Here is a 24492-nt window from a genome sequence, read left to right as displayed (position 1 = left end):
TGGCCAGAGGCACTCCCGACTGCTCGGCCGAGCTATACCGCCAGTAGAATCCCTACACGTGACAGTCAAGCCTCGCATCCCCAATGTCCTGGCCGGCCGCTACGCCTCCGCGGAGCTGGCCGTCCTGTGGTCCCCCGAGCAGAAGGTGAGGCTGGAGCGTCAGCTCTGGCTCGCGGTGCTGCGCGCCCAGAAGGACCTCGGCATCGAGGTGCCCGAGGCCGCCCTCGCCGACTACGAGCGGGTGCTCGACCAGGTCGACCTGGCCTCGATCGCCGAGCGCGAGAAGGTCACCCGCCACGATGTGAAGGCGCGCATCGAGGAGTTCAACGCGCTCGCCGGCCACGAGCAGGTCCACAAGGGCATGACCTCGCGCGACCTCACCGAGAACGTCGAGCAGCTCCAGATCCGGCTCTCGCTGGAGCTGATGCGGGACCGCACGGTCGCGGTGCTCGCACGCCTCGGGAAGCTCTCGGGCGAGTACGCCGAGCTGGTGATGGCCGGACGCTCGCACAACGTCGCCGCGCAGGCCACGACGCTGGGCAAGCGCTTCGCGACCGCCGCCGACGAACTGCTGGTGGCGTACGGACGCCTCGAAGACCTCCTCGGCCGCTACCCGCTGCGCGGGATCAAGGGCCCGGTCGGCACCGCGCAGGACATGCTCGACCTGCTGGGCGGGGACGCCTCGAAGCTGGCCGACCTCGAGCAGCGCATCGCCGGGCACCTGGGCTTCGCGCACGCCTTCACCTCCGTCGGCCAGGTATATCCGCGCTCCCTCGACTACGACGTCGTCTCCGCGCTGGTCCAGCTGGCCGGGGCGCCGTCCTCCGTCGCCAAGACCATCCGGCTGATGGCCGGGCACGAGCTGGTCACCGAGGGCTTCAAGCCCGGCCAGGTCGGCTCCTCGGCCATGCCGCACAAGATGAACACCCGCTCCTGCGAGCGCGTCAACGGCCTGATGGTCATCCTGCGCGGCTACGCGTCGATGACCGGCGAACTCGCGGGCGACCAGTGGAACGAGGGTGACGTCTCGTGCTCGGTGGTGCGCCGCGTCGCGCTGCCGGACGCGTTCTTCGCCTTCGACGGTCTGCTGGAGACCTTCCTCACCGTGCTCGACGAGTTCGGCGCGTTCCCCGCGGTCGTCGCCCGCGAGCTGGACCGGTACCTGCCCTTCCTCGCCACGACCAAGGTGCTGATGGGTGCCGTACGGGCCGGAGTGGGCCGGGAAATCGCGCACGAGGCCATCAAGGAGAACGCCGTCGCGTCCGCCCTGGCGATGCGTGAGCAGGGCGCCGAGCGCAACGAACTGCTCGACAAGCTCGCCGCGGACGAGCGGATCCCGCTGGACCGGGCGCAGTTGGACGCGCTGATGGCCGACAAGCTGTCGTTCACGGGCGCGGCGGGCGACCAGGTCGCGGCGGTGGTCTCCCGGATCGAGGAGATCGTCAAGCAGCACCCGCAGGCCGCCGGTTACACCCCGGGGTCGATCCTCTGACCCCCGAGGAGCTCCAGGCCGCCCGCGACCGCGTCGTTCCTGATGTGGTCGCGGACGGGCTGTCCGTGCTGTTCTGCGGAATCAACCCGGGCCTGATGACGGCGGCGACGGGTCATCACTTCGCCCGGCCCGGCAACCGGTTCTGGCCGGTGCTCCATCTGTCGGGCTTCACCCCGCGGCGGTTCATGCCCGCGGAGCAGGCGGAGCTGCTGGGGCTCGGGCTGGGCGTCACCAATGTGGTGGCGAGGGCGACCGCGCGCGCCGACGAGTTGAGCGACGAGGAGTTCCACGAGGGCGGGCGGCTGCTCAGGGCCAAGGTGGAGCGGCTGCGTCCCGGGTGGCTGGCGGTCGTGGGTATCACCGCCTATCGCACGGCCTTCGACGAGAAGAGGGCGCGGATCGGGCGGCAGGAGCGCACGATCGGCGCGACGCGGATCTGGGCACTGCCCAATCCGAGCGGGCTCAACGCCCACTGGACGGCCAAGACGATGGCCGAGGAGTTCGGGCGGCTGCGCGCGGCGGCGACGGAAGAGGGCTGAGTCCGGGGAGCTGTCCCCGGGTCCCGCTCCACAGCCGCCGGTGCGGTGTGTCCTCAGGGCGGGGCCACCTCAGTGACCACGGCCAGCAGCTGGGACCGCGTCAGGCCGAGAGCTATCCAGCGTCCGTCTTCCTGCCACAGATACAGCCGGCCTGTCTGCAGACTGAGCCGCCGCCAGGGCTCGGGCACCTCCTCGTCGTCGTCCTCGTCCAAGGCGCGCAGCTCCGTGCTGGCGAGACTGACGTGGTCCGGCTCGCCCCAACGCTCGGTCAGCGCGTCCAGCAGCGCGTCGTGCTCCGCTTCCCGCTGCTCGGGCCCGGTCCTGTCCCCGTCACAGCCGTCGTCATAGCCGAAGTGCCCGTTGAGCTCCGCTATGTGGAAGCCGGGGCCCTCCCAGCCGACGTCCGACGGGCCGGGCTCCGCGGGGAACTCCCGGGAGCGCAGCAAGTCGATCGTGTCGAGGTGCCGTGCCGTGGTCATGTCCTCCAGTAAACCCGCCGCCACTGACAATTGGCTGCCCGTCAGGCAAGGGGGCCGGCTCGTGGCCGGACCGCGACCGGCCGGAATCGTGCGCCCCGTCCCACCAGCGAGTAACATCCGGCAGACACGCGCACGAGCTGGGAGGACACACGGTGGGGCGGCTGACCGGCGGAGACCCGTCTCTGCTGCGGCGGATCAACTCCGCGGTGGTACTCCATGCGCTGCGGGGCGCCGAATCCCCCACGCTCACGGATCTGACGCGGATCACCGGTCTGTCCCGGCCGACCGTCGAGGGTGTGATCGAGGGGCTCATCGAGAGCGGGCTCGTCGTCGAGAGCGTCCCCGAGGAGGGCGGCGCACGCCGACAGGGGCGCCCGGCACGGCGGTTCAGGTTCCGGGCCGAGGCCGGCCATCTCCTGGGGGTCGAGATCGGCTCCCACCGGATCGCCGCGCTGCTTTCGGGCCTCGACGGCCGGATCATCGGCGCGGGCTCGCGGGACGTCTCGGAGTCGGCCCCCGCGGACGAGCGCCTTGAGCGGGTACGGCTGGTCGTCGCCGATGTGCTGCGCCGCACGGGCGTCGCGCGCAGCAGCCTGCGCGCGGTGGGGGTCGGATCCCCCGGCATCGTGGAGGCCGACGGCACCGTACGGCTGGGTACTGCCCTGCCGGGGTGGACCGGGCTCGCGCTCGGGGAGCGGCTGCGCCGGTCGTTCCGCTGCCCGGTGCTGGTCGAGAACGACGCCAATGCCGCCGCCGTCGCCGAGCACTGGAAGGGTGCGGCGACCGAGTCCGACGACATCGTGTTCGTCCTCGCCGGCCTCAGCCCCGGTGCGGGCTCGCTGATCGGCGGACGGCTGCACCGCGGTTTCGGCGGGGCGGCGGGCGAGATCGGGGCGCTGCATCTGCTGGGCCGCGAGGTGACGCCCGAGAAGCTGCTGTCGACGACGGACGAGCCGTTGCATCCGCTGGACGAGCAGGCGGTGGCCGATGTGTTCGCGCTCGCCCGGCAGGGCGACTTTCGGGCGCAGGCGGCGGTCGAGCGGTTCATCCAGCGTCTGGTGCACGATGTGGCGGCGCTGGTGCTGGCCCTCGATCCGGAGCTGGTGGTCATCGGTGGCTGGGCGGCGGGACTCGACGGCGTCCTCGATCCGCTGCGCGACGAGCTTTCCCGCTACTGCCTCCGCCCGCCCCGCGTGACCCTTTCACTGCTCGGCGAGGCGGCCGTGGCGACCGGCGCACTGCGGCTCGCGCTCGACCATGTCGAGGAGCAGTTGTTCGCCGTCGAGGGAACGGTGACGGCCCGCCGCTGAGCGCGAGCTCGGTGCGACGGGCCGTACGAAGAGCGGGAAGGGCGCGGGACTCAGGAGGCGCGGCGCTCCTGGCCGTTGTGGCTGATCTCCAGATCGCCGGAGTCCCCGAAGGTGAGCCGGCAGGTGTCGGCGCGGTAGGTGGCCATCGAGACGGCCGCGGTCCTGCCTGCGGAGAAGTAGCGCGTGGTGACGACCAGCACGGGCGCGCCCGGCAGCCGGTCGAGTTCCCTGGCGTCGTCGGCGCGGGCCGAGCCCAGTTCGACCGCGCGGTCCTGGCCTTCGAGGTCGAGGCGCTGCAGCTCGCGCAGGACGGCGCGGGCGCGTGCGGGACCGGACGAGGCGTCGATCGAGGACAGTTCGGGCACCGAGGAGACCGGGACGTACAACAACTCGGCGGCGACGGGCTGCCCGTGGCCGGCGCGCAGCCTGCGGACGGTGTGGGTTTCCTCCTCGGCTTCGGTCTCGAGCAGCCGCGTGACCGCGAGCGGGGGCACCGCCGTCGAGCAGTCGAGGGACTCCCAGGCCCCCTGCCCGCTGTCCGCGGGCCAGGCGTGCTGGGTGGTGGAGACGTCGACGCCCATGCGGGGCGGAGCGACGGTCGTGCCGACGCCGCGTCGCCGCTGCAGTCGGCCTTCCAGCTCCAGCTGTTCGAGCGCCTGACGGAGCGTCGCGCGGGCGACTCCGAAGCGAGCGGCGAGATCGCGCTCGTTCGGCAGGATCTCCCCCACCGCGAAGTCGGAGTCGAGCGCCTCACTGATCACGGTCTTCAGGTGCCAGTACTTAGGCTCCGGCACCGATTCCAGCTGCGTGGTCCCCACCCTGATCCTCCGCAATCGCCGTGTCAGCGGCGGCTATTCCGCGCCCTTGTTTATTAAAGGTTCCTGCACTAACTCTGCGACCATAGGACGGTACAACTACTTGGTCAAGACCAATCCTGTGCCCGTTACGGAACGGAGCCGACCGGATTCGCAGAGCGTTCACACGACGTTCGTACCTGGTGCCGCGGGCACGGCAAAAGACCCCGTGGCCGAATCTGGACACGGGGCCTGACGTGGGGCGGGACGGCCTAGGACAGGGTCAGCGAGACGAGCTTGTCGGGGTTGCGGATGACGTAGACGCGCTGGATCCGACCGTCCAGCACCTCCAACTGGACGACGCTGTCCGGCTTTCCCCCGGCGAGCACCAGGAGCGCGGGCGCTCCGTTGAGTTCCGTGAGGCGGACCTGAAGGCCCTCGACGGGCTGCCGCGCGACAGCGAAGAGGAAGCGGCCGACCTTGTCCGCGCTCTCCATCACCCGAAGCGGCGCCTTGGACTTGCCCCCGCCGTCGCCGACCAGCCGCACATCGGGCGCCAGCAGGCTCAGCAGTGCGTCCAGGTCCCCGCCGGACGCGGCGGCAAGGAAGCGCTCGGTGAGGTCGCGGCACTCGGCGGGGTCGACGTCGAAGCGGGGTTTGCGCTCCTCGACGTGCCGGCGGGCCCGGCCCGCGAGCTGCCGCACGGCCGTCTCGGAGCGGTCGAGGGTGACGGCGATCTCCGCGTACGGGAATCCGAAGGCCTCGCGCAGCACGAACACCGCGCGCTCCAGGGGCGAGAGCGCCTCCAGGACGACAAGGACGGCGAGCGTGACCGATTCGGCGAGAACGGTCCGTTCCGCGGTGTCGGGAACCGTGTGCGCGAAATCGGTGGCGAGCGGTTCGGGCAGCCAGGGACCGACGTACGCCTCGCGCCGGGCACGGATGCGCCGAAGACGGTCGATGGCGAGCCGGGTGGTGATGCGTACGAGGTAGCCGCGCGGCTCACGGACATCACCGCGGTCCTCGGCCGCCCAGCGCAGCCATGCCTCCTGGACCACGTCCTCGGCGTCGGCCACCCGGCCGAGCATGCGGTAGGCCACCCCGGTCAGCACGGGCCGGTGTTCCTCGAAGAGGTCGGTCAGGGTGTCGGTCGCCACCTCTCCATCCCAACCGACCGTGCGCCCGGTGTCCAACCGGCGCGGCCGCGGCGCGCGACACACCGAACGACCTGCAACGCCTATCCTCTTGAACTGGAAGCTACTGAGCGGTAATTGTTACTGACAAGCCGTCTAAACGTCTTCACGTGGGCGACACCAGGGAGCAGCACGCATGGCCGCGAAGATCTCGTTCTCCATCCAGTCACCCGGGGGCAGCCGGACGCTGTCCGTCATCCATGAGCGCAAGGGCCGGGGCGAGCCGCTGCTTCTTCTGCACGGCATCGGGCACCACTGGCAGGCCTGGGAGCCGGTCATGGACATCCTGGCCGCCGAGCGCGAGGTCATCGCCATCGACCTGCCCGGCTTCGGCGCCTCGCCGGCACTGCCCGAGGGCGTGTCGTACGACCTCACCACCGTGGGCTCGATCCTGGGCTCGCTCTGCGAGGCACTGGAGATCGATCGCCCCCATGTGGCGGGGAACTCCCTGGGAGGGCTGCTCGCCCTGGAGCTGGGCCGGGAGAAGCTCGTACGGTCCGTGACCGCACTGTCGCCCGCCGGTTTCTGGTCCGAGGGCGAGCGGCGCTACGCCTTCGGGACGCTGCTGACCATGCGGCGTGCGGCGCAGTCGATGCCGCTGCCGCTGATCAAGGGACTCTCCCGCTCGGCCGCCGGGCGCGCGGCGCTCGTCAGCACCATCTACGCCCGGCCGGGGCGGCGTTCACCCGAGGCGGCCGTCGCCGAGACACTCGCCCTGCGGGAGGCCACCGGTTTCCACCAGACGCTCGCCGCCGGACGCGGCATCCTGTTCACCGACGATGTGCCCGATGTGCCGGTCACCATCGGCTGGGGAGCGCGGGACCGGCTGCTGCTGCGGCGTCAGGGTGTCCGGGCCAAGCACGCCATCCCCGCCGCCCGGCTGGTGCGGCTGCCCGGCTGCGGCCATGTCCCGATGAACGACGACCCCGCCCTGGTGGCGCGCGTCATCCTGGACGGCAGTCGCTGACGGCCTGCCGAACACACCCGAGCCGGGCGCCGCTCCGGCCCCGGCCAGCACACCGCCCGCCGCCTGGGCGGCGCCGAACGCTCCCGTGCCGACGAGCGGCGCGGTGAGCGCGGCGGCCACGGGGATCATCCCGAAGCGCTGCGCTCTCACCCATCATGGCCTGGCACTTTCCGTCGACACACCCCGACGATCCGACCGTCTGCGATGCAGAAATACAGGCTCCGAGCCGATGCAACCTGGCTCCGTGCCCGTGCGTATAGGATGCGATGACTTCACATGGGGAGGGGAACTCATGTACTTGGACCGTTCGGCCGGTCGGACCGCTGGCCGTTTCGGCGCCGCAATCGCGCCCTGTATCGCCCGTTACCCCGCAGTTGGGAGGCGAGCGTGAACCGGATTTCGGTCCGGGGATTCGCAGTGGCTTCGGCCACGGCGGTCACCGCTGTAGGCGCCGTTGCCGGTGTTGCCTCAAGCAGCACCGGCCAGCCCGGAAGCGATGTCGAGGCGACGGCAAGCGACACGACGCTGCTCGCTGACATCCCGGCGGGTCAGCAGGCCCTGCAGACCGCGTCCTTGACGCAGCAGGCCGACGCACAGGCCACCGCCGCCGACGCGGGCGCCAAGAAGGTCGCCGAGGAGGCGGCCCGTAGGCAGGCCGCCGCGGACGCGGACGCCAAGCAGAAGGCCGCGCGGAAGGCCGAAGAGGAAGCCAAGCAGCGCAAGGCGGACCAGGAGAGGGCCAGCCGCTCCGCCACACGCGACGCCTCCAGCTTCACGGCGCAGAGCTCCTACACCATCGCGCAGATCCAGGCGATGGCGCGTCAGATCGTGGGCGCGGGCCAGTTCCAGTGCTTCAGCAACATCGTGGACCACGAGTCCACCTGGAACTATCAGGCGGAGAACCCTTCCGGTGCCTACGGTCTCGTCCAGGCATACCCCGGCTCCAAGATGTCGAGTGCGGGCGCCGACTGGCGGACCAACCCGGCCACGCAGATCAAGTGGGGCCTCAACTACATGAACGTGAAGTACGGCAGCCCCTGCGAGGCCTGGTCGTACTGGCAGGTCCACCACTCGTACTGAGAAGTCATCTCAGTTGGTGGGTCTGCGGTAGCAGTTGAGGGTGCAGCCGTTGCTCCCGACGGCCCGGCTGCACATCATCGCGGGGCTGCCCGGGCGGTACGGTCCGCAGGAGCGCTTTCCGCGGCGCGCGGACACCGCCGGTGTCGTGGTGCGGCCATTGACCGACTACGAGGTGGCGGCCTGCGAGGACACCGGCGTACGGCTGGTGCCCGGCCATGCCCGTCCGACGTCGGCCGAGATCGTGCGCGGTGTGCGTCTGTTGGCGGGTGGCGTCTGACGGGGGCGCACCGAGGTGGAGATGCTCTTGGGGGCCGCCCGACCGAACGGGAGGTCGGCCTCCCAAAGGGTCCGCCTCACTCATGCGCGTCGTTCTGTTCACGTGGGGTTCGTGTGCCGGCCGCGGCCGGGCACTAGGCATGGCTCGGAACACCCGCCCGACCTGCCCCTGGAGGCTCAGCGATGTCGCACACCCCGCGGTTCCCCTCTCCCGACAGACGCTCCGTACTGCGCGGCACGCTCGCCGCGTCGGCGGCGCTCGCCCTGCCGGCGCTCGGGTCCGCCCCCGCACTCGCCCTGTCCGGACGCCCGCGCGCCCCCTGGGGCGTGCAGTCCGGTTCCGTCACCGCCTCCTCCGGACTGGTGTGGGTGCGCTCGGACCGTCCCGCCCGGATGATCGTGGAGACCTCCGCGACGGAGTCCTTCCGCAACGCGCACCGCTGCCACGGCCCGCTGATCGGGCCCGGCACGGACTTCACCGGTACCACGACGCTGCGCGGTCTGCCCGCCGGCGAGCAGGTGCACTACCGGGTCACCCTTGCCGACCCCGACGACCCTCGGCGCACCGGTGAGCCGGTCCACGGGACGTTCCGTACCGCACCCGCGAAGCGCCGCGACGGCGTGCGCTTTCTGTGGTCGGGCGACATCGCGGGCCAGGGCTGGGGCATCAACCCGGACATCGGCGGCTACCGCGCGTACGAGGAAATGCGGCGGCTCGACCCGGACTTCTTCCTGTGCAGTGGTGACACGGTCTACTCGGACGGCGTGATCGAGCCGAGCGTGACCCTGCCCGACGGACGGATCTGGCGCAACATCACCACCGAGGAGAAGTCCCGGGTCGCCCAGACGCTGACCGACTTCCGCGGCAACTTCCGCTACAACCTGCTCGACGAGAACGTCCGGCGTTTCAACGCACAGGTGCCGACGATCGTGCAGTGGGACGACCACGAGGTGCGCAACAACTGGTACCCGGGCCAGATCCTGGACGATGTGCGCTACACCGAGAAGAGGGTGGACGTGCTCGCGGAGCGTGCGCGGCGCGCCTTCAGCGAGTACTTCCCGATCTCGACGCTCCCCGCGGGCGAGCGCGAGGGCCGGGTGCACCGCGTGGTGCACCACGGCCCGCTGCTCGACGTGTTCGTCCTCGACATGCGCTCCTTCCGCAACGCCAACTCTCCCGGACGGCAGGCCGACGACACCCAGGGCATCCTCGGCGCCGAGCAGCTGGCCTGGCTGAAGCGTGAGCTGGCGCGTTCGCGTGCCGTGTGGAAGGTGATCGCGTCCGACATGCCGCTGGGCCTGGTCGTGGCGGACGGCGCGGCGAACTTCGAGGCGGTGGCACAGGGCGACCCGGGCACGCCGCTCGGGCGTGAGCTCCAGATCGCGGAGTTGCTGAGGTACATCAAGCACCGCCGCATCACGGGCACGCTCTGGCTCACGGCCGATGTGCACTACACCTCGGCGCAGCACTACGCCCCGGAGCGGGCGGCCTTCAAGGACTTCGCGCCGTTCTGGGAGTTCGTCTCCGGCCCGCTGGCGGCCGGCGGATTCCCGGCCAACGCCCTCGATGCGACCTTCGGTCCCGAGCGTGTGTTCGTGCGCGCGCCGGAGCGGGCGAATGTCTCGCCGATGGAGTCCCCGCAGTACTTCGGCGAGGTCGACATCGACGGCGGGAGTGGCGAGCTGACGGTCCGTCTGCGCGCCGAGGGCGGAACCGTCCTGTTCAGCAAGGTGCTTCAGCCGGGTCACGTGGGGCAGTGACCACGGCGACCCGTTCCGTGTGCCCCTGACCAACTGGTGCCGGGCGCACGGCCGTCGGACACCGTGAGGTGCCGTCCGGTCCGTGCCCCCGGCTGATTGTCAGTGGTGGGCCCTAACGTCATTTCCATGACGCGATCAGTGCAGGCGCTCGCCTATGCCCGTCCGTCCGCCCTCGAATCCGCAGAGGGCGGACGGCTCCTCGGCCTGGAGACCTCGGGCGGCCTCACACCCGACGGCGCCCAGGACCGTCCCACGTTCTTCGCCGGGTTCCTCACCTCTCCCCAGACGGCGGCCCGCGGGTTGCTCGCCGTCGCGGACGTGGCTGCCGCCCGCTATTTCGACCCCGGTCGCCGGTCGTTGCTCGACCCGGTGGTGACGGGCAACGGCGACCGGCTGCGGTTCGAGTCGTTCTCCGGCTGCTGCGGTGTGTACGCACGGCTCGATGTGCTCCCCGAGGGCCTCGACGGCCAGGAGACCGGCCGTGGCACGACCAATATCGACGTCAACAACCCGCTGCGCGAGGCACTTTCGCGGATGGCCGGCGACGACCCGCTGCATCTGCGCGTCGGGCCTCAGGAGCTGGCGGTCACCACACTCGAAGGCGCGGTGGTGGAGAAGAAGGTTCCGCTGCCGGACCGCTGGCTGCGGGGGTTCGCCGAGGCGCAGGTGGCCAGCGCGGGCTTCGACCTCCGGGCCGAGCTGTCCGCCTCCGAGGCGGTGCGTTTTCTGCGCTCGCTGCCGCGCGGGTCGGGTGGCACGGCCTCCCGCGGCGCGATGTGGGTGGTACCGGCAGGCAGGACACTGCGGCCGACGACCCGGCCGGTGGCGGGGGCCGTGTGCCTGCCGGGTCCCCAGCGGCTGGCCGCGCTGCAACGTGTGCTGCGGCAGGCGACGGCGCTGCGGGTGTACGGACCGGCGACCGACGGCGCGCCGGCGGCGAGCGCCTGGGAGGTGGTGCTGCCGGGCATGAGGCTCACCCTCACCCTCTCGCCGGAGGCAGCGCGGGGGTTCTCGGGCGAGGGCGGGGTGCTGGAGGCGCTGGCCACCGAAGAGGCGGCTCAGGACGCCGAGTTGATCTCCGTACTGCTGGCCTGGGAGCCGACGATCGACCCGGCTGATCTGGCCGCACAGTCCGGCCTGTCCGTGGAGCGGGTGCGGGCCGCGCTGACGCGGCTGGGGACCGCCGGCCGGGTGGGATACGACATCGCGGACGCGGCGTATTTCCACCGGGAGCTGCCGTACGACGCGGACCGCGCCGAGCGGCACAACCCCCGTCTGGTCGCTGCCCGCGCGCTGGTCTCGGCCGGGGCGGTCGAGCACACCGGGCATCTGGCGTCTGTCGCCTCGGGCGAGCGGCGGTATCAGGTGCGCGAGTCGGCCGGGGTGCTCAGCTGTACCTGTCAGTGGTGGTCGGACTACCAGGGGCGGCGCGGCCCGTGCAAACATGCCCTGGCCGTGCGCATGGCCAGGCGCGGTGCCCCCACCGGGAGCGGCCGCCCGGCCACCGACGGCACGCCCTCCACGGCCATCACCGCCACCGCCACCGCCACCACCGCCGCGGGAGGGACGCGATGAAGGAGTTGCTCGAAGCCGTGCGCGCCGGTCGGTCCGGCGATGTCCCCGGCCTGCTCAAGCCACTGGCCCCCGCCGAACGCAAGGTGTTGCTCGCCGAGTTGAAGGACGTCCGCGCCGAAGTGCGCCGCTGGGACTGGGACCGCTGGCAGGAGCGCGGACGGATCCGGGCCGCGCTGGTCGTGGCGGGCGCCGGCTGTCATACGGGCGCAGCCGCCGCGGCGTCCTGGATCGGCGCTCGTGATCTGCGCGACTGGCGGGACCTTCCGTACCCGCTGATTCTCGATGTCCTCTCGGGCAGGGAGCCGCAGTGGCTCGCCGATGTCGCCCACCGGCTCGCGGGACGGAACTCGACCCCGCAGGACGACTACCGGCTGATCCATGAGCTGGTGCGGCTGGCGAAGTGCCCGGTGCCCACGACGGACGGCTATGTGTACGGCTGGGCCGAGGCCGCCCACCAGCCGGGGGGAGGGCTGCTCGCCACGCTGCGCGCGGACCCGGCGGTGCGGATTCTGGTGCCCCGGCTGTTCGAGACACCTCAGCCCGCCCGGCAGCTCAACTGGTACGACGACCCCGACAACCCGGACCATTGGCCGTCGGCCCTCAGCTCCCTCGCCGACGAGGGAGTGCTCGACCGTGCCGCCCTGGTGGATGCCTGCGTCTCCCGGCTGCTGCGCGGTGGCCGGCCCGGTGAGCTGCGGTTCTTCCTCGTCCTGCTCCGTCGCCTCGCCCTGTCCCCCACCGAGGAGCGCGCCAGGGTCGCCGACTGGGTGGGTATGGCGTCCGACGGGACGTCGACCGTGGCCGCGCACGCGCAGAGCGTGCTGGGGCGGATCGCCGAGGGCGGCGAGCTGCCCGCGACCGTCCTGGCGCAGATGTCGGGTGCCGTTCTCTTCCGCGCCGAGAAGAAGCTGGTGCACGCTCAACTGGTTCTGCTGGGCCGGGCATTGCGGCGGGACAAGGACGCGGCCCACACCCTGCTGCCGGTGGTGGCAGAGGCATTCGGCCATCCCGACGTGGGTGTGCAGGAGCGGGCGCTGAAGCTGGTCGCCCGGCACCTCCAGGCGCAGGACGATGTCCTGCGAGAGGAACTGTCTCTGTCCGCGGACATGTTGAGCCCTGCGCACCGGTCTGCGGCCGTCGCGGTCTTCGGCACCATGGACGGCGGGCAGGACCCGCAGAGTTACGACGAGATCCTGCCGCCCGCGTCCGAGCCGAGCCCGCTCGCGCCCGCCGCGAGATCCGTTCCCGAACTCGTCGAGGACCTGTTGGTCCTGCTGCGGGCGGGTGGCGACCTGAGCCTGTACGAGCGGACGCTGGACGGCCTTGTGCGGTGGACGCACCGGGAGCCCGAGGTCCTGGCCGAGGCGCTGCGCGCGGCGCTGGTCGACCGCTGGTGGCTGGACACTTCCGCCCGCTGGGACCGCGACACCCGGTTCTCCGGGCATCCGCACGGTGTGGAGGTACTGGCCGCGGCCCTGCTGGAGCGGGTGTCGGTCAAGGCCCTGCACAGCGCGAGGGTGCGCGCGTTCGTGCCGGACACCTGCCCCCACGCTGGGCTCGACGGGATCGACCGCGCGAGGCTGTGGGAGGCCGCCTACTTCGTGCGCGCAAGGCCCCTGCCGTTTCTGCTGGCCACCCCCACGTGGCGCACGGGCGCGCTGGAGCCGGGCGAGTTGGTCGAGCGGTTGCGGGAGTACCGGCGGCTCGACGTCCCGGCGGGGCCGGTGGACTTCGCGCTGGCGCTGCTGCGCGTTCCGCGGGGCGGAGCCGGCGCAGCAGCGGAGGCCGCACGGGAGTTGGGAACGACGGAGGGCGATCGCCTCGCCGCATGGCTGAGCGGGAACGGTCCGGCCCTTCCTGCGCTGGACTCGGCCGCCGTGCCCGATCCCGACGTGGTCGAGGCTTCCGTACCGGGGCCGGTGCAGCGGCCCGCCGCCGTCACCCGGCGCAAGCTGCGCGAAACCAGGGAACGGCTGGCGATTCAGCGGGAGTTCCCCCGCTGCTTCCACTGGCTCGGACGTTCTCAGCACAGCGGTGCCCGCAGTTGCCACCACTGGTCGGGCGGGCAGGCGTACTGGTCGCCCATGCTTCCGCACGACCGGGAGATCGTCGCGGGATGGCTGCTGCCCGCGGTGACGGCCTGCGCCCAGGAGCATCTCCCCGGGGCCACCGAGACCCTTCCGGCGCTGGCCGAGATGGGCGGCCCGCACGAGCCGGCCGGACCCTTTCTGCATCGGGCCGTGGCCCTGGGACTCGGGGCCCGTCGTCAGGAGGACCGGCTGGCCGCGGTGGACGCCCTCCTGGTACTGGCCGCCCGTGGGCATCTGGACGGAGGGCTCCTCGGACGCGATCTTGCCGAGTCCGTCGGCCAGGGCACGGTGAAGCTCAACCGGCTCGCCGACTCGGCGCGTACGGCCGCGGCGACCGGTGCGTACGCCACGACCTGGTCCGTGCTGTCCGGCGCTCTGCCGGGCCTGCTGGCCACGGGCGCCAGGCCGCGCGGGCTGGGAGAGATACTGGGCGTGGCGGCCGAGTGCGCGGAGCACTGCGGGGCGGCGACCGAGGTTTCGGGGAGCGCCGGCACGATAGCCGGGCTGGCGGAGGTCGCCGGGCGCCGAGGGTCTTCGCAGCTCGTGCTGCAGGCCTCCCGGCTGATGACCGCGTTGAGTCACGGAACCGAACACGCCCCGCCAGAAACGGCAGAAAACAGCCTATAATCGCCTAGATACGAGCTTAACCCATCAGTCACAAAGCGTTCGTGATCACGCAACACCATTCGTTCACAGTGTTGCCATGACAGATGTGACTTCCGTGAAGACCGCCCGCCGTCCACACCACTGGCGCCGGGATCTCGTTGAACTGGCGGCCATGTTCACCGCGGTTGCGGTCGCCGACGCCATCGCGAACATGATCGGACACGGACCGGACGGCCCGTTCCTGCTCATCGCCTCCGCCGTGGCGCTGGTCGCCACGGCCGCCTTCCACACATGGTGGGCACACCGCCACAGTCATGCCCCTCCGACGGTCGCTCCGGACACCGTCGGCGGGGCGCGTCCGGGCGACCCGCGGCACGGGGCCGTGCCGGCCGGGCTCGCGGACGAGGGGAACGAGCTGCGCGAGACCTCCCTGTGGCGTATGCGCACGACCGTGCGCGACGCCCCCGGCAGCCTGGCCGCGCTCTGCACCGCCCTCGCCCGGTACGAGGTCGACATCCTCACCCTCCAGACGCACCCGCTGGCGGAGGGCACCGTGGACGAGTTCCTGCTGCGGGCACCGGCATCCCTCCAGGCGCAGCAGCTGACCCGGGAGGTCGCGGCGGCCGGCGGCAGCAGCACCTGGATCGAGCGCGCCGACGCACACGATCTCGTCGACACCCCGACCCGGGTGCTCGGCCTCGCCACCCGTACCGCGCTGGACGCGGCCGAACTCCCTCTTGCCCTGAGGCAGTTGCTCGGCCGCTGCACGATCCACTCACTGCCCGCCGTCACCCTCAGCGGCCGCCCCGCGGGCCAGACACCGCCCGAGGAGGGCGTGCTGGAGGAGACCGTGATGCGACTGCGTGACCCCAACGGCGGCGCGATCACCATCGAGCGGCCCTACCTCCCCTTCACGCCCACGGAGTTCGCCCGCGCCCGCGCACTGGTCGAGCTGGATGCCCGCCTCGGCCCGCGCGTCCCGCGCAGCGAGGACGTCCTCACACTTCCCGAGGGCAACGAGATCACCGTCCGCCGCGCCGACCAGAGCGATGTCGCAGCGGCCAAGGCCATGCACGAGCGCTGCTCGGACCGTACCCTCAGCCTGCGCTACCACGGCCCGGTCGGCGACGCGGACCGCTATCTCACCCATCTGCTCAGCCCGCGCTTCGGCCGCACGCTCGCCGTACAGACGGCTTCGGGCCGGCTCGTCGCCCTCGGCCACCTTCTGTGGGACGGAGACGAGACCGAGGTGGCGCTGCTCGTCGAGGACGACTGGCAGCGCCGCGGCATCGGTTCCGAGCTGCTCGGACGTTTGGTCGCGCTGGCGGTCGACGCAGGCTGCGCGAGCGTGTACGCCGTCACCCAGTCCTCCAACACCGGCATGGTCGCCGCCATGCGCGGGCTGGGTCTGCCGCTCGACTACCAGATCGAGGAGGGCACGCTGGTGGTCACCGCCCGACTGGAGGGGTGCGCAGCGCACGAGGAGCGTCCACGGTTCGAACAGGCTGAGCGCTGAGCGCCTCGGCCAGGTCGCGCCAGAGATCCTCGACGTCCTCGAGACCGACCGACAGCCGCAGCAGCCGGTCGCTGACGCCCGCCGAGCGCCGGTCTCCCTCGGCCACGATGCGGTGGCTGATGGAGGCCGGGTGCTGGATCAGGGTGTCGACGCTGCCGAGGCTGACGGCCGGAGTGATCAGGCGTACGCCCGCGATCACCTGGTGCGGGTCGCCGTACACCTCGAAGGAGACCATCGCACCGCCCACCTTCGGGTAGTGGACCCGGGCGACGCGCGGATCGGCGGACAGCCGGCAGGCCAGGTCGGCGGCGGCGGTGGAGGCCGCCCGGACCCGTACGGGCAGCGTGGACAGTCCGCGCAGCAGCAGATAGCCGGCCAGCGGGTGGAGCACGCCGCCGGTGGCGAAGCGCACCTGGCGCAGCCCGCGGGCGATCTCCTCGTCGCAGGCCACGACGCCGCCCATCACGTCGCCGTGCCCGCCCAGGTACTTGGTGGCGCTGTGCAGCACGATCCGCGCCCCGTGCTCCACGGGACGCTGGAGCACGGGGGTGGCGAAGGTGTTGTCGACGAGCAGCGGCACGGCACCGCAGGCGTGTCTCACGGCCCGCAGGTCCACCTCCGCCAGGGTCGGATTGGCCGGGGTCTCCACCATCACCAGACCGGTGTCGGGACGGATCGCCTCCGCGATGCCGGCCGGGTCGGTCCAGGTCACCTCGGTCCCCAGGAGGCCGGCGTTGAGCAGATGATCACTGCATCCGTACAGCGGCCGGACGGCGACCACGTGGCGCAGTCCCATGCTGGCCCGCACCAGCAGTACGGCGGTGAGCGCTGCCATCCCACTGGCGAACGCGACCGCACTCTCGGTTCCCTCCAGCGCTGCCAGCGCCGTCTCGAAGCGGGCCGTGGTCGGGTTGTCCAGCCGGGCGTAGACCGGCGGTCCCTCCAGCCGGGCCCCTGTGGTGGCGAACTCGTCGATCCGCGCGGCTTCGCCCGCGGCGTCGTACGAGGGGTAGGTGGTCGAGAAGTCCAGTGGCGGGGCGTGCAGACCGAGCTGCGCGAGATCCTCGCGTCCGGCGTGCACTGCTTCGGTGGCAAGCGCCCGGGGCAGGCGGGCGGCGAAGGCTGCATTCTCCATGCCCGGCACTGTGAACACCTGACGGAAACTGTTGGCGATGGCCCGTGCTAAATTCGGCCAATGGCTGAAACCGTCGCTCTCGACCCGGTGGATCTTGAGATTCTCCGTCTTCTCCAGAACGACGCCCGGACCACCTACCGCGATCTTGCGGCGGAGGTCGGAGTCGCTCCATCGACGTGTCTCGACCGGGTCGCGAGGCTGCGCCGCTCCGGTGTGATCCTCGGACACCGGCTGGCCCTCGACCCGGCCCGGCTGGGGCGCGGCCTGGAAGCACTGCTCTCGGTCCAGGTGCGTCCGCACCGGCGGGAACTGATCGGGCCGTTCGTCGAACGGATCCGTGCCCTGCCGGAGTCACGGGCACTGTTCCATCTCACCGGACCCGACGACTACCTGGTGCATGTGGCCGTCGCGGACACGGCCGATCTGCAGCGCCTCGTGGTGGACCAATTCACCTCCCGGCGCGAAGTCGCCCGTGTCGAGACGCGACTGATATTCCAGCAGTGGGACTGCGGTCCGTTGCTCCCTCCTTCGACAGGTGCCTGACAGGCCGCTGGGAACCGATGATGGTGACGCGGGGGCCCCACTCGTATGAGGATGTGCGCATGCCAGTCACCCTCAGCAGCGCGCTGCCCCGCCAGGTCGCCGACGCCTACGTCGACGCACTCATCGAGCTCGATCCGACGATCGGCACCTATCTCGGCATCAAGGAGAGCTCGGGGCTTCTCCCCGACTACTCCCCTGCAGGTCAGGAGGCCTTTGCCGAACTCGCCCGGGAGACGCTCGCGCGGCTGGACGCCGCCGAGAAACTACCCGGGGCCGAGAGCGACACGGAACGGCGCTGCGGCCGGTTGTTGCGAGAGCGTCTGTCGGCCGAACTCGCTGTTCACGAGGCCGATGAAGGGCTCCGTACGGTGAGCAACATGCGCTCACCGGTGCATACGGTGCGCGAGGTGTTCACCGTGACCCCCACCGAGACGGATGAGGACTGGGCGGCCGTCGCGCAGCGGCTACGTGCGGTGCCGCGCGCGCTCGAGGGTTACCGGGCCTCTCTGGACCTCGGACTGGAGCGCAAGCTCCTGGGCGGTCCGCGTGCCACAGAAACGAATATCAGCCAAATGACGGAGTGGCTCGGCACAGGCCGCAGCTGGTTCGACGAGTTCGTCGCGGACGGCCCCCTCACGCTCCGCGCGGAACTCGACTCCGCGGCCCGTGCGGCCACCACTGCCCTGGCCGAACTGCGCGACTGGATGCGCGATGTGTACGCGCCGGCCGTCGCCGACGCTCCCGACACGGTCGGCCGCGAGCGGTACGCCCGCTGGTCGCGGTTCTTCAACGGCACCGACCTCGACCTCGACGAGGCGTATGCCTACGGCTGGTCCGAGTACGACCGGCTGCTGGCCGAGATGAAGGTCGAGGCCGACAAGATCCTTCCGGGCGCGGGGCCTTGGGAGGCGCTGGCCCACCTCGACGAGCACGGCGAGCACATCGAGGGTGTCGAGGAGGTGCGGGTCTGGCTCCAGAAGCTGATGGACGAGGCGATCGAGGCGCTGGACGGCACGCACTTCGAACTCGCCGAGCGGGTACGGGTCGTCGAGTCCCGGATCGCTCCTCCCGGGGGCGCGGCGGCGCCGTACTACACCGGCCCCTCGGAGGACTTCAGCCGTCCCGGGTGTACCTGGCTGCCGACCATGGGCGCCACCCGCTTCCCGGTGTACGACCTCGTCTCGACCTGGTACCACGAGGGCGTTCCGGGCCACCATCTGCAGATCGCGCAGTGGGTGCACATCGCGGACCGGCTCTCCCGCTACCAGGCCACGATCGGCGGAGTCAGCGCCAACGCCGAGGGCTGGGCTCTGTATGCGGAGCGCCTCATGGACGAACTGGGCTTTCTGCCCGATCCGGAGCGCAGGCTCGGTTATCTGGACGCCCAGATGATGCGCGCGTGCCGGGTCATCGTCGACATCGGCATGCATCTGGAACTGGAGATCCCCGCGGACTCTCCCTTCCACCCGGGCGAGCGGTGGACTCCGGAGCTGGCGCAGGAGTTCTTCGGCAACCACAGCGGGCGGCCCGCTGACTTCGTGGAGAGCGAGCTGACGCGGTATCTGTCGATGCCGGCGCAGGCCATCGGTTACAAGCTGGGCGAGCGCGCCTGGCTGCTGGGCCGGGAGAACGCGCGCAAGGCGCACGGTGACGCGTTCGACGCGAAGGCCTGGCACATGGCGGCGCTTTCACAGGGTTCGCTCGGCCTGGACGATCTCGTCGACGAGCTGTCCAAGCTCTGACGGGCGGCGCGGGGGGAACGTCCGCGAGCTGATTCCGGCCCCGTCGGCCGTGCCCTCCCCTCGTCACGCTGTCACTCGGCCGCGCCCCGTCCGTCGGTAGTCCGTCGTCAGTTGACCGGTGGACCGGTGGTCGGCGGACCGGGCTGACCCGGCGGACCGGTGGTCGGCGGACCGGTGGATCAGCAGCCGCAGTTGTCCGCGAGGACGGGCGCGGCAAGCGGGTCGGCGTCCCGCTTCGAGCCGCCCTCCCAGGTCTCGAACGCGAAGCCCTCACGAACCCAGTACTCGAAGCCGCCGAGCATCTCCTTGACCTGGTAGCCGAGTTCGGCGAGAGCGAGAGCGGCACGGGTCGCGCCGTTGCAGCCCGGGCCCCAGCAGTAGGTGACGACGGGCACCGACGTGTCGAGCAGGTGCCCGGCCTGCTCGGCGATCAGGGCGGTCGGCAGATGGATCGCCCCCGGTATGTGCCCCTGGTCCCACGACTCGGTGGAACGGGAGTCCAGGACGACGAATCCGGGGTCACCGCCGGCCGCGAGCGAGGCGGCCACATCGGAGACATCGGCGTGAAAGACCAGGCTGGCCCGGAAGTAGGCGGCGGCAGCGGCGGGAGGCGCCGGCGCGACGCGCAGGACCGGGTTCGGAGTGAGCTGCGTCGTTGTCATGACTCAAAATCTACGATCGGTGATCGTTTCCATACAGTGAGAAACCGCGGGACTTGTCTTGATCGGCCGGGGATTCCCCTGTTGTCTCTCGGTCATGACCGGATATTCACCGGACGCCACCGACTGGCGCATACTGCAGGCCCTCCAGAGCGAGGGCCGTGCCACGTTCGCCGAGCTGGCGCGGGCCGTCTCGATGTCCGCGAGCGCCGTCACCGAACGGGTGCGGCGGCTGGAGGAGGCCGGGGTCGAGGTATCGGGCAAGGTCGGGGCCCTGGGCTCGGTCACCACCAGCGTCGTCTACTCCTCACCGCTGCCGCGGCGCGCGATCAGCCGCTGACCGCCGTCCCGCACAGCCGCACCACCGAGCCGTGCCGGTCCTTGACGACCTCCAGCTGCGCGGGGATACGGCGGCGCAGATCGGCGACATGGCTGACGATGCCCACGCTGCGGTCCCGTTCGCGCAGCGAGTCGAGCACGTCGAGCACCTCGTCCAGGGTCTGCTCGTCCAGACTTCCGAAGCCCTCGTCGATGAAGAGGGTGTCCAGCGGCACGCCCCCCGCCTCGTCGGTGACCACGTCGGCGAGGCCGAGCGCCAGGGCGAGCGAGGCGAAGAAGGTCTCGCCGCCGGAGAGTGTGGCGGTGTCGCGTTCGCTTCCGGTCCAGGCGTCCACGACACGCAGACCGAGGCCGGAGCGCTTGCCGCCCTCCTTGGCGTCGGAGTGGACCAGGGTGTAGCGGCCGGAGGACATCCGCAGCAGTCGTACGGTGGCGGCGGCGGCGACCTGTTCGAGACGGGCGGCGAGCACATACGACTCAAGGCGCATCCTGCGTTCGTTGTCGGCGGAGGTGCCGGCGGTGAGCCCGGCCAGCCGGGCCACCCGGTCGTACCGCTCGCGCAGCGGGCCCAGCCCCAGCACCTCCGTGACCGCCCGGCCTGACAGCTTCGCCAGCTCGACGCACCGCTCACGTGCGGCGGCGAGACGGGACGCGGCGTCACGCAGGGCTCGGTCGGCGCGGTCGTGGGCGGCGCGGGCCTTATCCACGTCGGCCGGATTCTCCCGCGAAGCGCTGCGGGAGTCCTCCTCGGCAAGCCGGTCGGCGACCGCGGCGGCCTCGGTCTGCCAGGCATCGATACGGTGCTGGAGGTCGCGCTGGTCAGGTCCGCCGAGCAGTGCGGCCGCCGCGGCCCGCGGAGTGTCGAACCCCGCGCGGAAGGCGGCGTCGGCGAGCCGGTCGTCGGCCTCCTTCAGGCGCTGCGCGGTGACGTCGTACATCCGCACGGCCTCGGCGGCGTCGGTGAGCAGCCGGATCCGGCGCTCCAGGAGGGCGGCGTGCTCGGCGACCGTACCCGCACCACCTCGGGCGCGGGCCAATTCGTCCTCCAGCGCGGCCTGTTCGCGGTCGATGGCTTCCCGCTGCGACGTCCGGGCGGCGGTCCTTCGCTCCGTCTGCCGCTGTGCGGCGAGCCGGTCGTTGTGCTCACGCTCGGCCTGTTCGAGGGCTTCGCGCGCGGCATGCATGCCGGAGGCGAGGGTGTGTGCCCGGGCATGGTCGCTCTCCAGCTCCCGGACGAGGGCCTGCAGTTCGGCGACATCGGGATCGGGGCCCGGTGCCGAGGCGTGGTGCCGGGTGGCGCCGACCGCCGGATCCGAGTTGGCGCCCCTGTCCCTGTGTCCGGTCGCACCGGTCCTGCCGTCGGAACGCTCCGTATCCATCTCCTCGGCGGGTCCGCTCCCGCTCTCGCGCCCCTCGGCGTCGCCGGGCTCCGCCGCCGGAGCAGGGCCTCCCGGCACGAGCCGTGCCCTGTCGCGGGCCGAGGCGAACGCCTCCCGTGCCACCGCCAGTTCCCGCTCGGCCTCCGCCTTCGCCTCGTCCCCCCGGGTGTACTCCTGGTACGCCGCGTCTTCCGCGGCCCGGTCCACATGGCCCGCGCCTGCGCGAGCCGGTGCGGGATGGTCCGCCGAGCCGCAGACGGCACAGGGCTCGCCGGACACCAGCCCTGTGGCCAGCTCCGCCGCGATGCCGCGCAGTCGGCGCTCCTTCAGGTCGAGCCAGCTCTCGCGTGCGGCGCTCGCCCCCTCGCGGGCCGAGCCCAGCCGCTCCCTCGCCCGCTCTGTGCGGGCCGCCAGGTCGTCCCGTTCGCGGGCGGCGCGCAGCCTCCGGCGGGCGGGGTCGAGCTGTCCGGCCAGGTGCTCGGCGCGGGTGGCCGCCTCCTGGGCGGCGACGATCCGTTCCTGGTGGCCCCTGCGGACCCCCTCCCAGCCGGCCAGCCAGCCCGCCGCCTCGTGCAGGATGTCGTCGTCGGCCCGGGCCTGGCGTTCCAGCTCATGGCGCTCGTGGCTGATCTCATCGCTGCGCCGCTCGGCACGGCGGGCGGCTTCGAGGCGGCCGAGATCCTGGCGCAGAGTCCGTTCCAGCGCGGCCAGTTGCTCCGCTCCGGCCTCGACGAGTTCGGGCGGCAGCCCGGACCGGACCCGTTCGCGGTCGGCGTGCGCAGTGCGGTGTTCCCGCTCGGCGTCCTCGCGCAGCCGCAGCGCGGGCTCCACGCGCTCCGCCTTGCGGGCCCGTTCGAGCCTGGTGGAGAGCTGCTCCCGCTCGGGCCGTCGCGCCTCCAGTGCCGCTGCCCGCCGGCGCGCGTCCTCGTACCGGTCCTGGAGCCCGGCCAGTTCGCGCTGTGTGTCGAGGGCCCGGCGGGCCGCGGCCTGCCGGCTCTCCGCCGCGGACACCGCGCAGTCGGCGATGTCGAGTGCCTCGCGAGCGCCCGAGCGGGCTACGGCCGCCCACTCCAGGACGGCCGTGGCCAGTCCCGGATCCCCCGGCTGTTGCCGGGGCGGTGGCCAGTCACCGGCCACCGCTCCCGCGGCCTGTTCCATCCGGTGCGCGAGCGCGAGCAGGCGCTCGTCCCCGGTCCGCACCTGCTGCTCGGCCGCGCGCCGCCGCTCGGCGAGGCGGTCCTCGACCGCGGCGAAGCGGCGGGTGTCGAACAGCCGCCCCAGCAGCTTGCCGCGCGCTTCCGCGTCGGCACGCAGAAAGCGCGCGAAGTCGCCCTGGGGCAGCAGTACGACCTGGCAGAACTGCTCCCGGCTCATTCCCAGGAGCTGGGCGATCTCCTCACCGATCTCCTGATGGGAGCGGCTCAGCGACGTCCAGGCGCCCGCCACGGCGTCGTACTCCCGCAGCTGGCTCTGAGCCTTCTCCGTGGTGAGGCCCCCGCTCTTCCTCTTCTTGGGGCGCAGCTGTGCGGGACGGCGGGTGATCTCCAGCCTCCGTCCCCCGACGGTCAGTTCGAGAGAGACCTCGGTGAAGGTGCCGGCCACGGCATGGTCGCTGCGCAGCGACGTCCCGGCGCTCTGCCGTGCGCCCGGTACCGCCGCGTACAGCGCGAAGCAGACGGCGTCGAGGACGGACGACTTGCCCGCGCCGGTCGGTCCGTGGAGAAGAAAGATCCCGCCGGAGGAGAGGGCGTCGAAGTCGATGTCCTGCCGGGCACCGAAGGGGCCGAAGGCGGTGACGCTGAGCCTGTGCAGTCTCACCTGGCCACCTCGCGCACGCCGTCGTCCACCCGTACGTCCTCGAACGCGCCGCGCAGCACGGTCCGTTCGAGATCGTCGGGTCCGCTGCCGCCGCGCACGTGGGCCACGAAGTCCTCGGCGATCTGCTGGTCGGTCCGGCCCTTCAGCCGCTGGGCGTACGAGGCGAGGGGGTCGGCGTCGGCGCGGTCGGGGTCGAAGACCAGGCTCAGGGTGTGCGGGAAGCGCTCGACGAGCCGGACCATCGGCTCGGCCGGGCGGACGGGGTCGGTGAGCGTGGCCTCGACGAACGACTCCTCGTGCGTGCGGAGAGCCGGATCGTCGAGCAGGTCCTGCAGTGCTCCGCGCAGCCGGGCCAGCGCGCGGGGCGCGGGGCAGTCGACGCGCTCGGCGGTGATCGCACCCTGCCCATCGAGGTCGACGAGCCACATGGTCTTGCGGTGATGGGTCTCCGAGAAGGAGTACGCGAGCGGGGATCCGCTGTAGCGCACGCGCTCGGAGATGGTCTGGCAGCCGTGCAGATGGCCGAGCGCGACATAGTCGACGCCGTGGAAGACTCCGGCGGGGACGGCGGACACACCTCCCACGGTGATGTCGCGCTCGCTGTCGCTCTCCTCGCCGCCCGCGACAAAGGCATGGGCGAGGACGACCGACCGGGTCGTCGGCCCCCTGTCCGCGAGGTCTGCCCGGACACGCGCCATGGCCGCGCCGATGACGGACTCGTGGCCCGCCTTCTGAGTCCTGAACTCGTCCTTCACCAAGGCCGGTTCGAGATAGGGCAGGCCGTAGCACGCCACCTCGCCGTGGGCGTCGCTCAGCAGTACGGGGGTGCCGCACGCGGCGGGGTCGGTGCGCAGATATATCCCGGCGCGGTCGATCAGCCCTGCTCCGACGCCCAGTCTGCGCGCCGAGTCGTGGTTGCCGGAGATCATCACGGTCGGTACTCCTGCGGCGGCGAGCCGGTGCAGGGCCCGGTCGAAGAGTTCCACGGCCGCGAGCGGCGGCACCGCGCGGTCGTACACATCACCTGCGACCAGCACCGCGTCCACGTCGCGCTCGCGCACCGTCGTCACCAGGTGGTCGAGGAACGCGGCCTGGGCGTCGAGCATGCTCACCCGGTGGAACGACCGCCCCAGGTGCCAGTCCGACGTATGCAGGAATCTCATGATCCCCGAGCGTATCGGTGGGGTCGGACATCCCGG

The 24492-nt window shown here is 71.7% G+C and carries 20 protein-coding genes; 13 read left to right on the top strand and 7 right to left on the bottom strand.

The window, feature by feature from the left end:
• The first annotated feature begins 58 nt into the window (after positions 1-58).
• Both purB and mug read left to right on the top strand, forming a co-directional pair.
• Positions 59-1492 carry an adenylosuccinate lyase gene (gene purB, locus OG293_RS31470; protein WP_406002142.1) on the top strand — a complete coding sequence of 478 codons (1434 nt, stop codon included), beginning with the start codon at positions 59-61 and terminating at the stop codon, positions 1490-1492.
• Positions 1489-2031: a G/U mismatch-specific DNA glycosylase gene (gene mug, locus OG293_RS31465; RefSeq protein WP_406003775.1), complete on the top strand. Its 543-nt coding sequence runs from the start codon at positions 1489-1491 to the stop codon at positions 2029-2031. The genes purB and mug overlap by 4 nt, the downstream gene beginning before the upstream one ends.
• Before the next feature lie 53 nt (positions 2032-2084).
• Here mug and OG293_RS31460 read toward each other — a convergent pair whose 3' ends face one another.
• Positions 2085-2510 carry a hypothetical protein gene (locus tag OG293_RS31460; protein ID WP_406002141.1) on the bottom strand — a complete coding sequence of 142 codons (426 nt, stop codon included), beginning with the start codon at positions 2508-2510 and terminating at the stop codon, positions 2085-2087.
• Between the two features lie 152 nt (positions 2511-2662).
• Here OG293_RS31460 and OG293_RS31455 point away from each other — a divergent pair, with 152 nt between their 5' ends.
• Positions 2663-3820 carry an ROK family transcriptional regulator gene (locus OG293_RS31455; RefSeq protein WP_406002140.1) on the top strand — a complete coding sequence of 386 codons (1158 nt, stop codon included), beginning with the start codon at positions 2663-2665 and terminating at the stop codon, positions 3818-3820.
• 50 nt (positions 3821-3870) lie between these two features.
• Here OG293_RS31455 and OG293_RS31450 read toward each other — a convergent pair whose 3' ends face one another.
• Both OG293_RS31450 and OG293_RS31445 read right to left on the bottom strand, forming a co-directional pair.
• Positions 3871-4638, bottom strand: coding sequence for a GntR family transcriptional regulator (locus OG293_RS31450; protein WP_406002139.1), 768 nt, complete (start codon positions 4636-4638; stop codon positions 3871-3873).
• 248 nt (positions 4639-4886) lie between these two features.
• Positions 4887-5771 carry an RNA polymerase sigma-70 factor gene (locus OG293_RS31445; protein ID WP_406002138.1) on the bottom strand — a complete coding sequence of 295 codons (885 nt, stop codon included), beginning with the start codon at positions 5769-5771 and terminating at the stop codon, positions 4887-4889.
• Positions 5772-5943: 172 nt separating this feature from the next.
• Between OG293_RS31445 and OG293_RS31440 the strand changes: the two genes are divergently transcribed.
• From OG293_RS31440 to OG293_RS31410, 7 genes are all read left to right on the top strand, one after another.
• Positions 5944-6774, top strand: a complete 831-nt coding sequence (locus tag OG293_RS31440; protein WP_406002137.1) for an alpha/beta fold hydrolase — start codon at positions 5944-5946, stop codon at positions 6772-6774.
• A gap of 387 nt (positions 6775-7161) precedes the next feature.
• Positions 7162-7854: a transglycosylase SLT domain-containing protein gene (locus OG293_RS31435; protein ID WP_406002136.1), complete on the top strand. Its 693-nt coding sequence runs from the start codon at positions 7162-7164 to the stop codon at positions 7852-7854.
• Between the two features lie 40 nt (positions 7855-7894).
• Positions 7895-8131, top strand: a complete 237-nt coding sequence (locus OG293_RS31430; RefSeq protein WP_406002135.1) for a hypothetical protein — start codon at positions 7895-7897, stop codon at positions 8129-8131.
• Positions 8132-8313: 182 nt separating this feature from the next.
• Positions 8314-9891 carry an alkaline phosphatase D family protein gene (locus OG293_RS31425; protein WP_406002134.1) on the top strand — a complete coding sequence of 526 codons (1578 nt, stop codon included), beginning with the start codon at positions 8314-8316 and terminating at the stop codon, positions 9889-9891.
• A 126-nt stretch (positions 9892-10017) separates the two neighbouring features.
• The gene (locus OG293_RS31420; RefSeq protein WP_406002133.1) at positions 10018-11466 is read left to right on the top strand and encodes an SWIM zinc finger family protein; all 1449 of its coding nucleotides are present in this window, start codon (positions 10018-10020) and stop codon (positions 11464-11466) included.
• A complete protein-coding gene (locus OG293_RS31415) occupies positions 11463-14183 on the top strand; it encodes a DUF6493 family protein (protein ID WP_406002132.1) in 2721 nt (906 codons plus the stop codon). The genes OG293_RS31420 and OG293_RS31415 overlap by 4 nt, the downstream gene beginning before the upstream one ends.
• A 76-nt stretch (positions 14184-14259) precedes the next feature.
• Positions 14260-15678, top strand: a complete 1419-nt coding sequence (locus OG293_RS31410; protein ID WP_406002131.1) for a GNAT family N-acetyltransferase — start codon at positions 14260-14262, stop codon at positions 15676-15678.
• Here the strand turns inward: OG293_RS31410 and OG293_RS31405 are convergent.
• Entirely contained in the window at positions 15611-16813 is a 1203-nt protein-coding gene (locus OG293_RS31405) for a trans-sulfuration enzyme family protein (protein ID WP_406002130.1), read from the bottom strand. The two genes, OG293_RS31410 and OG293_RS31405, sit on opposite strands and share 68 nt — an antisense overlap.
• A gap of 60 nt (positions 16814-16873) precedes the next feature.
• On the opposite strand from OG293_RS31405, the gene OG293_RS31400 reads away from it, so the two are divergent.
• Together OG293_RS31400 and OG293_RS31395 are read left to right on the top strand one after the other, a co-directional pair.
• Positions 16874-17356 carry an Lrp/AsnC family transcriptional regulator gene (locus tag OG293_RS31400; RefSeq protein ID WP_406002129.1) on the top strand — a complete coding sequence of 161 codons (483 nt, stop codon included), beginning with the start codon at positions 16874-16876 and terminating at the stop codon, positions 17354-17356.
• A gap of 59 nt (positions 17357-17415) precedes the next feature.
• Positions 17416-19098 carry a DUF885 domain-containing protein gene (locus OG293_RS31395; protein WP_406002128.1) on the top strand — a complete coding sequence of 561 codons (1683 nt, stop codon included), beginning with the start codon at positions 17416-17418 and terminating at the stop codon, positions 19096-19098.
• 179 nt (positions 19099-19277) lie between these two features.
• Here the strand turns inward: OG293_RS31395 and OG293_RS31390 are convergent, their stop codons facing one another.
• Positions 19278-19760: a rhodanese-like domain-containing protein gene (locus OG293_RS31390; RefSeq protein ID WP_406002127.1), complete on the bottom strand. Its 483-nt coding sequence runs from the start codon at positions 19758-19760 to the stop codon at positions 19278-19280.
• Positions 19761-19854: 94 nt separating this feature from the next.
• On the opposite strand from OG293_RS31390, the gene OG293_RS31385 reads away from it, so the two are divergent.
• A complete protein-coding gene (locus tag OG293_RS31385) occupies positions 19855-20097 on the top strand; it encodes an Lrp/AsnC family transcriptional regulator (RefSeq protein ID WP_406002126.1) in 243 nt (80 codons plus the stop codon).
• Here OG293_RS31385 and OG293_RS31380 read toward each other — a convergent pair.
• Positions 20087-23293 (bottom strand): AAA family ATPase, encoded by a 3207-nt coding sequence (locus tag OG293_RS31380; RefSeq protein ID WP_406002125.1) that lies wholly within the window; start codon positions 23291-23293, stop codon positions 20087-20089. The genes OG293_RS31385 and OG293_RS31380 overlap by 11 nt on opposite strands.
• Positions 23290-24456 carry an exonuclease SbcCD subunit D gene (locus OG293_RS31375; protein WP_406002124.1) on the bottom strand — a complete coding sequence of 389 codons (1167 nt, stop codon included), beginning with the start codon at positions 24454-24456 and terminating at the stop codon, positions 23290-23292. Before OG293_RS31375 ends, OG293_RS31380 begins: the two co-directional genes overlap by 4 nt.
• Between the last annotated feature and the right edge of the window lie 36 nt (positions 24457-24492).

Source organism: Streptomyces sp. NBC_00829, assembly GCF_045161795.1.
GTDB lineage: Bacteria > Actinomycetota > Actinomycetes > Streptomycetales > Streptomycetaceae > Streptomyces.
This window is presented reverse-complemented; position numbering and strand designations above follow the sequence as displayed.

Excerpts from the sequence above, each read along its gene's own strand:
- OG293_RS31460 (WP_406002141.1), bottom strand. The coding sequence starts at position 2,510 with ATGACCACGGCACGGCACCTCGACACGATCGACTTGCTGCGCTCCCGG.
- OG293_RS31440 (WP_406002137.1), top strand. The coding sequence starts at position 5,944 with ATGGCCGCGAAGATCTCGTTCTCCATCCAGTCACCCGGGGGCAGCCGG.
- OG293_RS31425 (WP_406002134.1), top strand. The coding sequence starts at position 8,314 with ATGTCGCACACCCCGCGGTTCCCCTCTCCCGACAGACGCTCCGTACTG.
- OG293_RS31420 (WP_406002133.1), top strand. The coding sequence starts at position 10,018 with ATGACGCGATCAGTGCAGGCGCTCGCCTATGCCCGTCCGTCCGCCCTC.
- OG293_RS31415 (WP_406002132.1), top strand. The coding sequence starts at position 11,463 with ATGAAGGAGTTGCTCGAAGCCGTGCGCGCCGGTCGGTCCGGCGATGTC.
- OG293_RS31410 (WP_406002131.1), top strand. The coding sequence starts at position 14,260 with ATGACAGATGTGACTTCCGTGAAGACCGCCCGCCGTCCACACCACTGG.
- OG293_RS31405 (WP_406002130.1), bottom strand. The coding sequence starts at position 16,813 with ATGGAGAATGCAGCCTTCGCCGCCCGCCTGCCCCGGGCGCTTGCCACC.
- OG293_RS31400 (WP_406002129.1), top strand. The coding sequence starts at position 16,874 with ATGGCTGAAACCGTCGCTCTCGACCCGGTGGATCTTGAGATTCTCCGT.
- OG293_RS31395 (WP_406002128.1), top strand. The coding sequence starts at position 17,416 with ATGCCAGTCACCCTCAGCAGCGCGCTGCCCCGCCAGGTCGCCGACGCC.
- OG293_RS31390 (WP_406002127.1), bottom strand. The coding sequence starts at position 19,760 with ATGACAACGACGCAGCTCACTCCGAACCCGGTCCTGCGCGTCGCGCCG.
- OG293_RS31385 (WP_406002126.1), top strand. The coding sequence starts at position 19,855 with ATGACCGGATATTCACCGGACGCCACCGACTGGCGCATACTGCAGGCC.
- OG293_RS31375 (WP_406002124.1), bottom strand. The coding sequence starts at position 24,456 with ATGAGATTCCTGCATACGTCGGACTGGCACCTGGGGCGGTCGTTCCAC.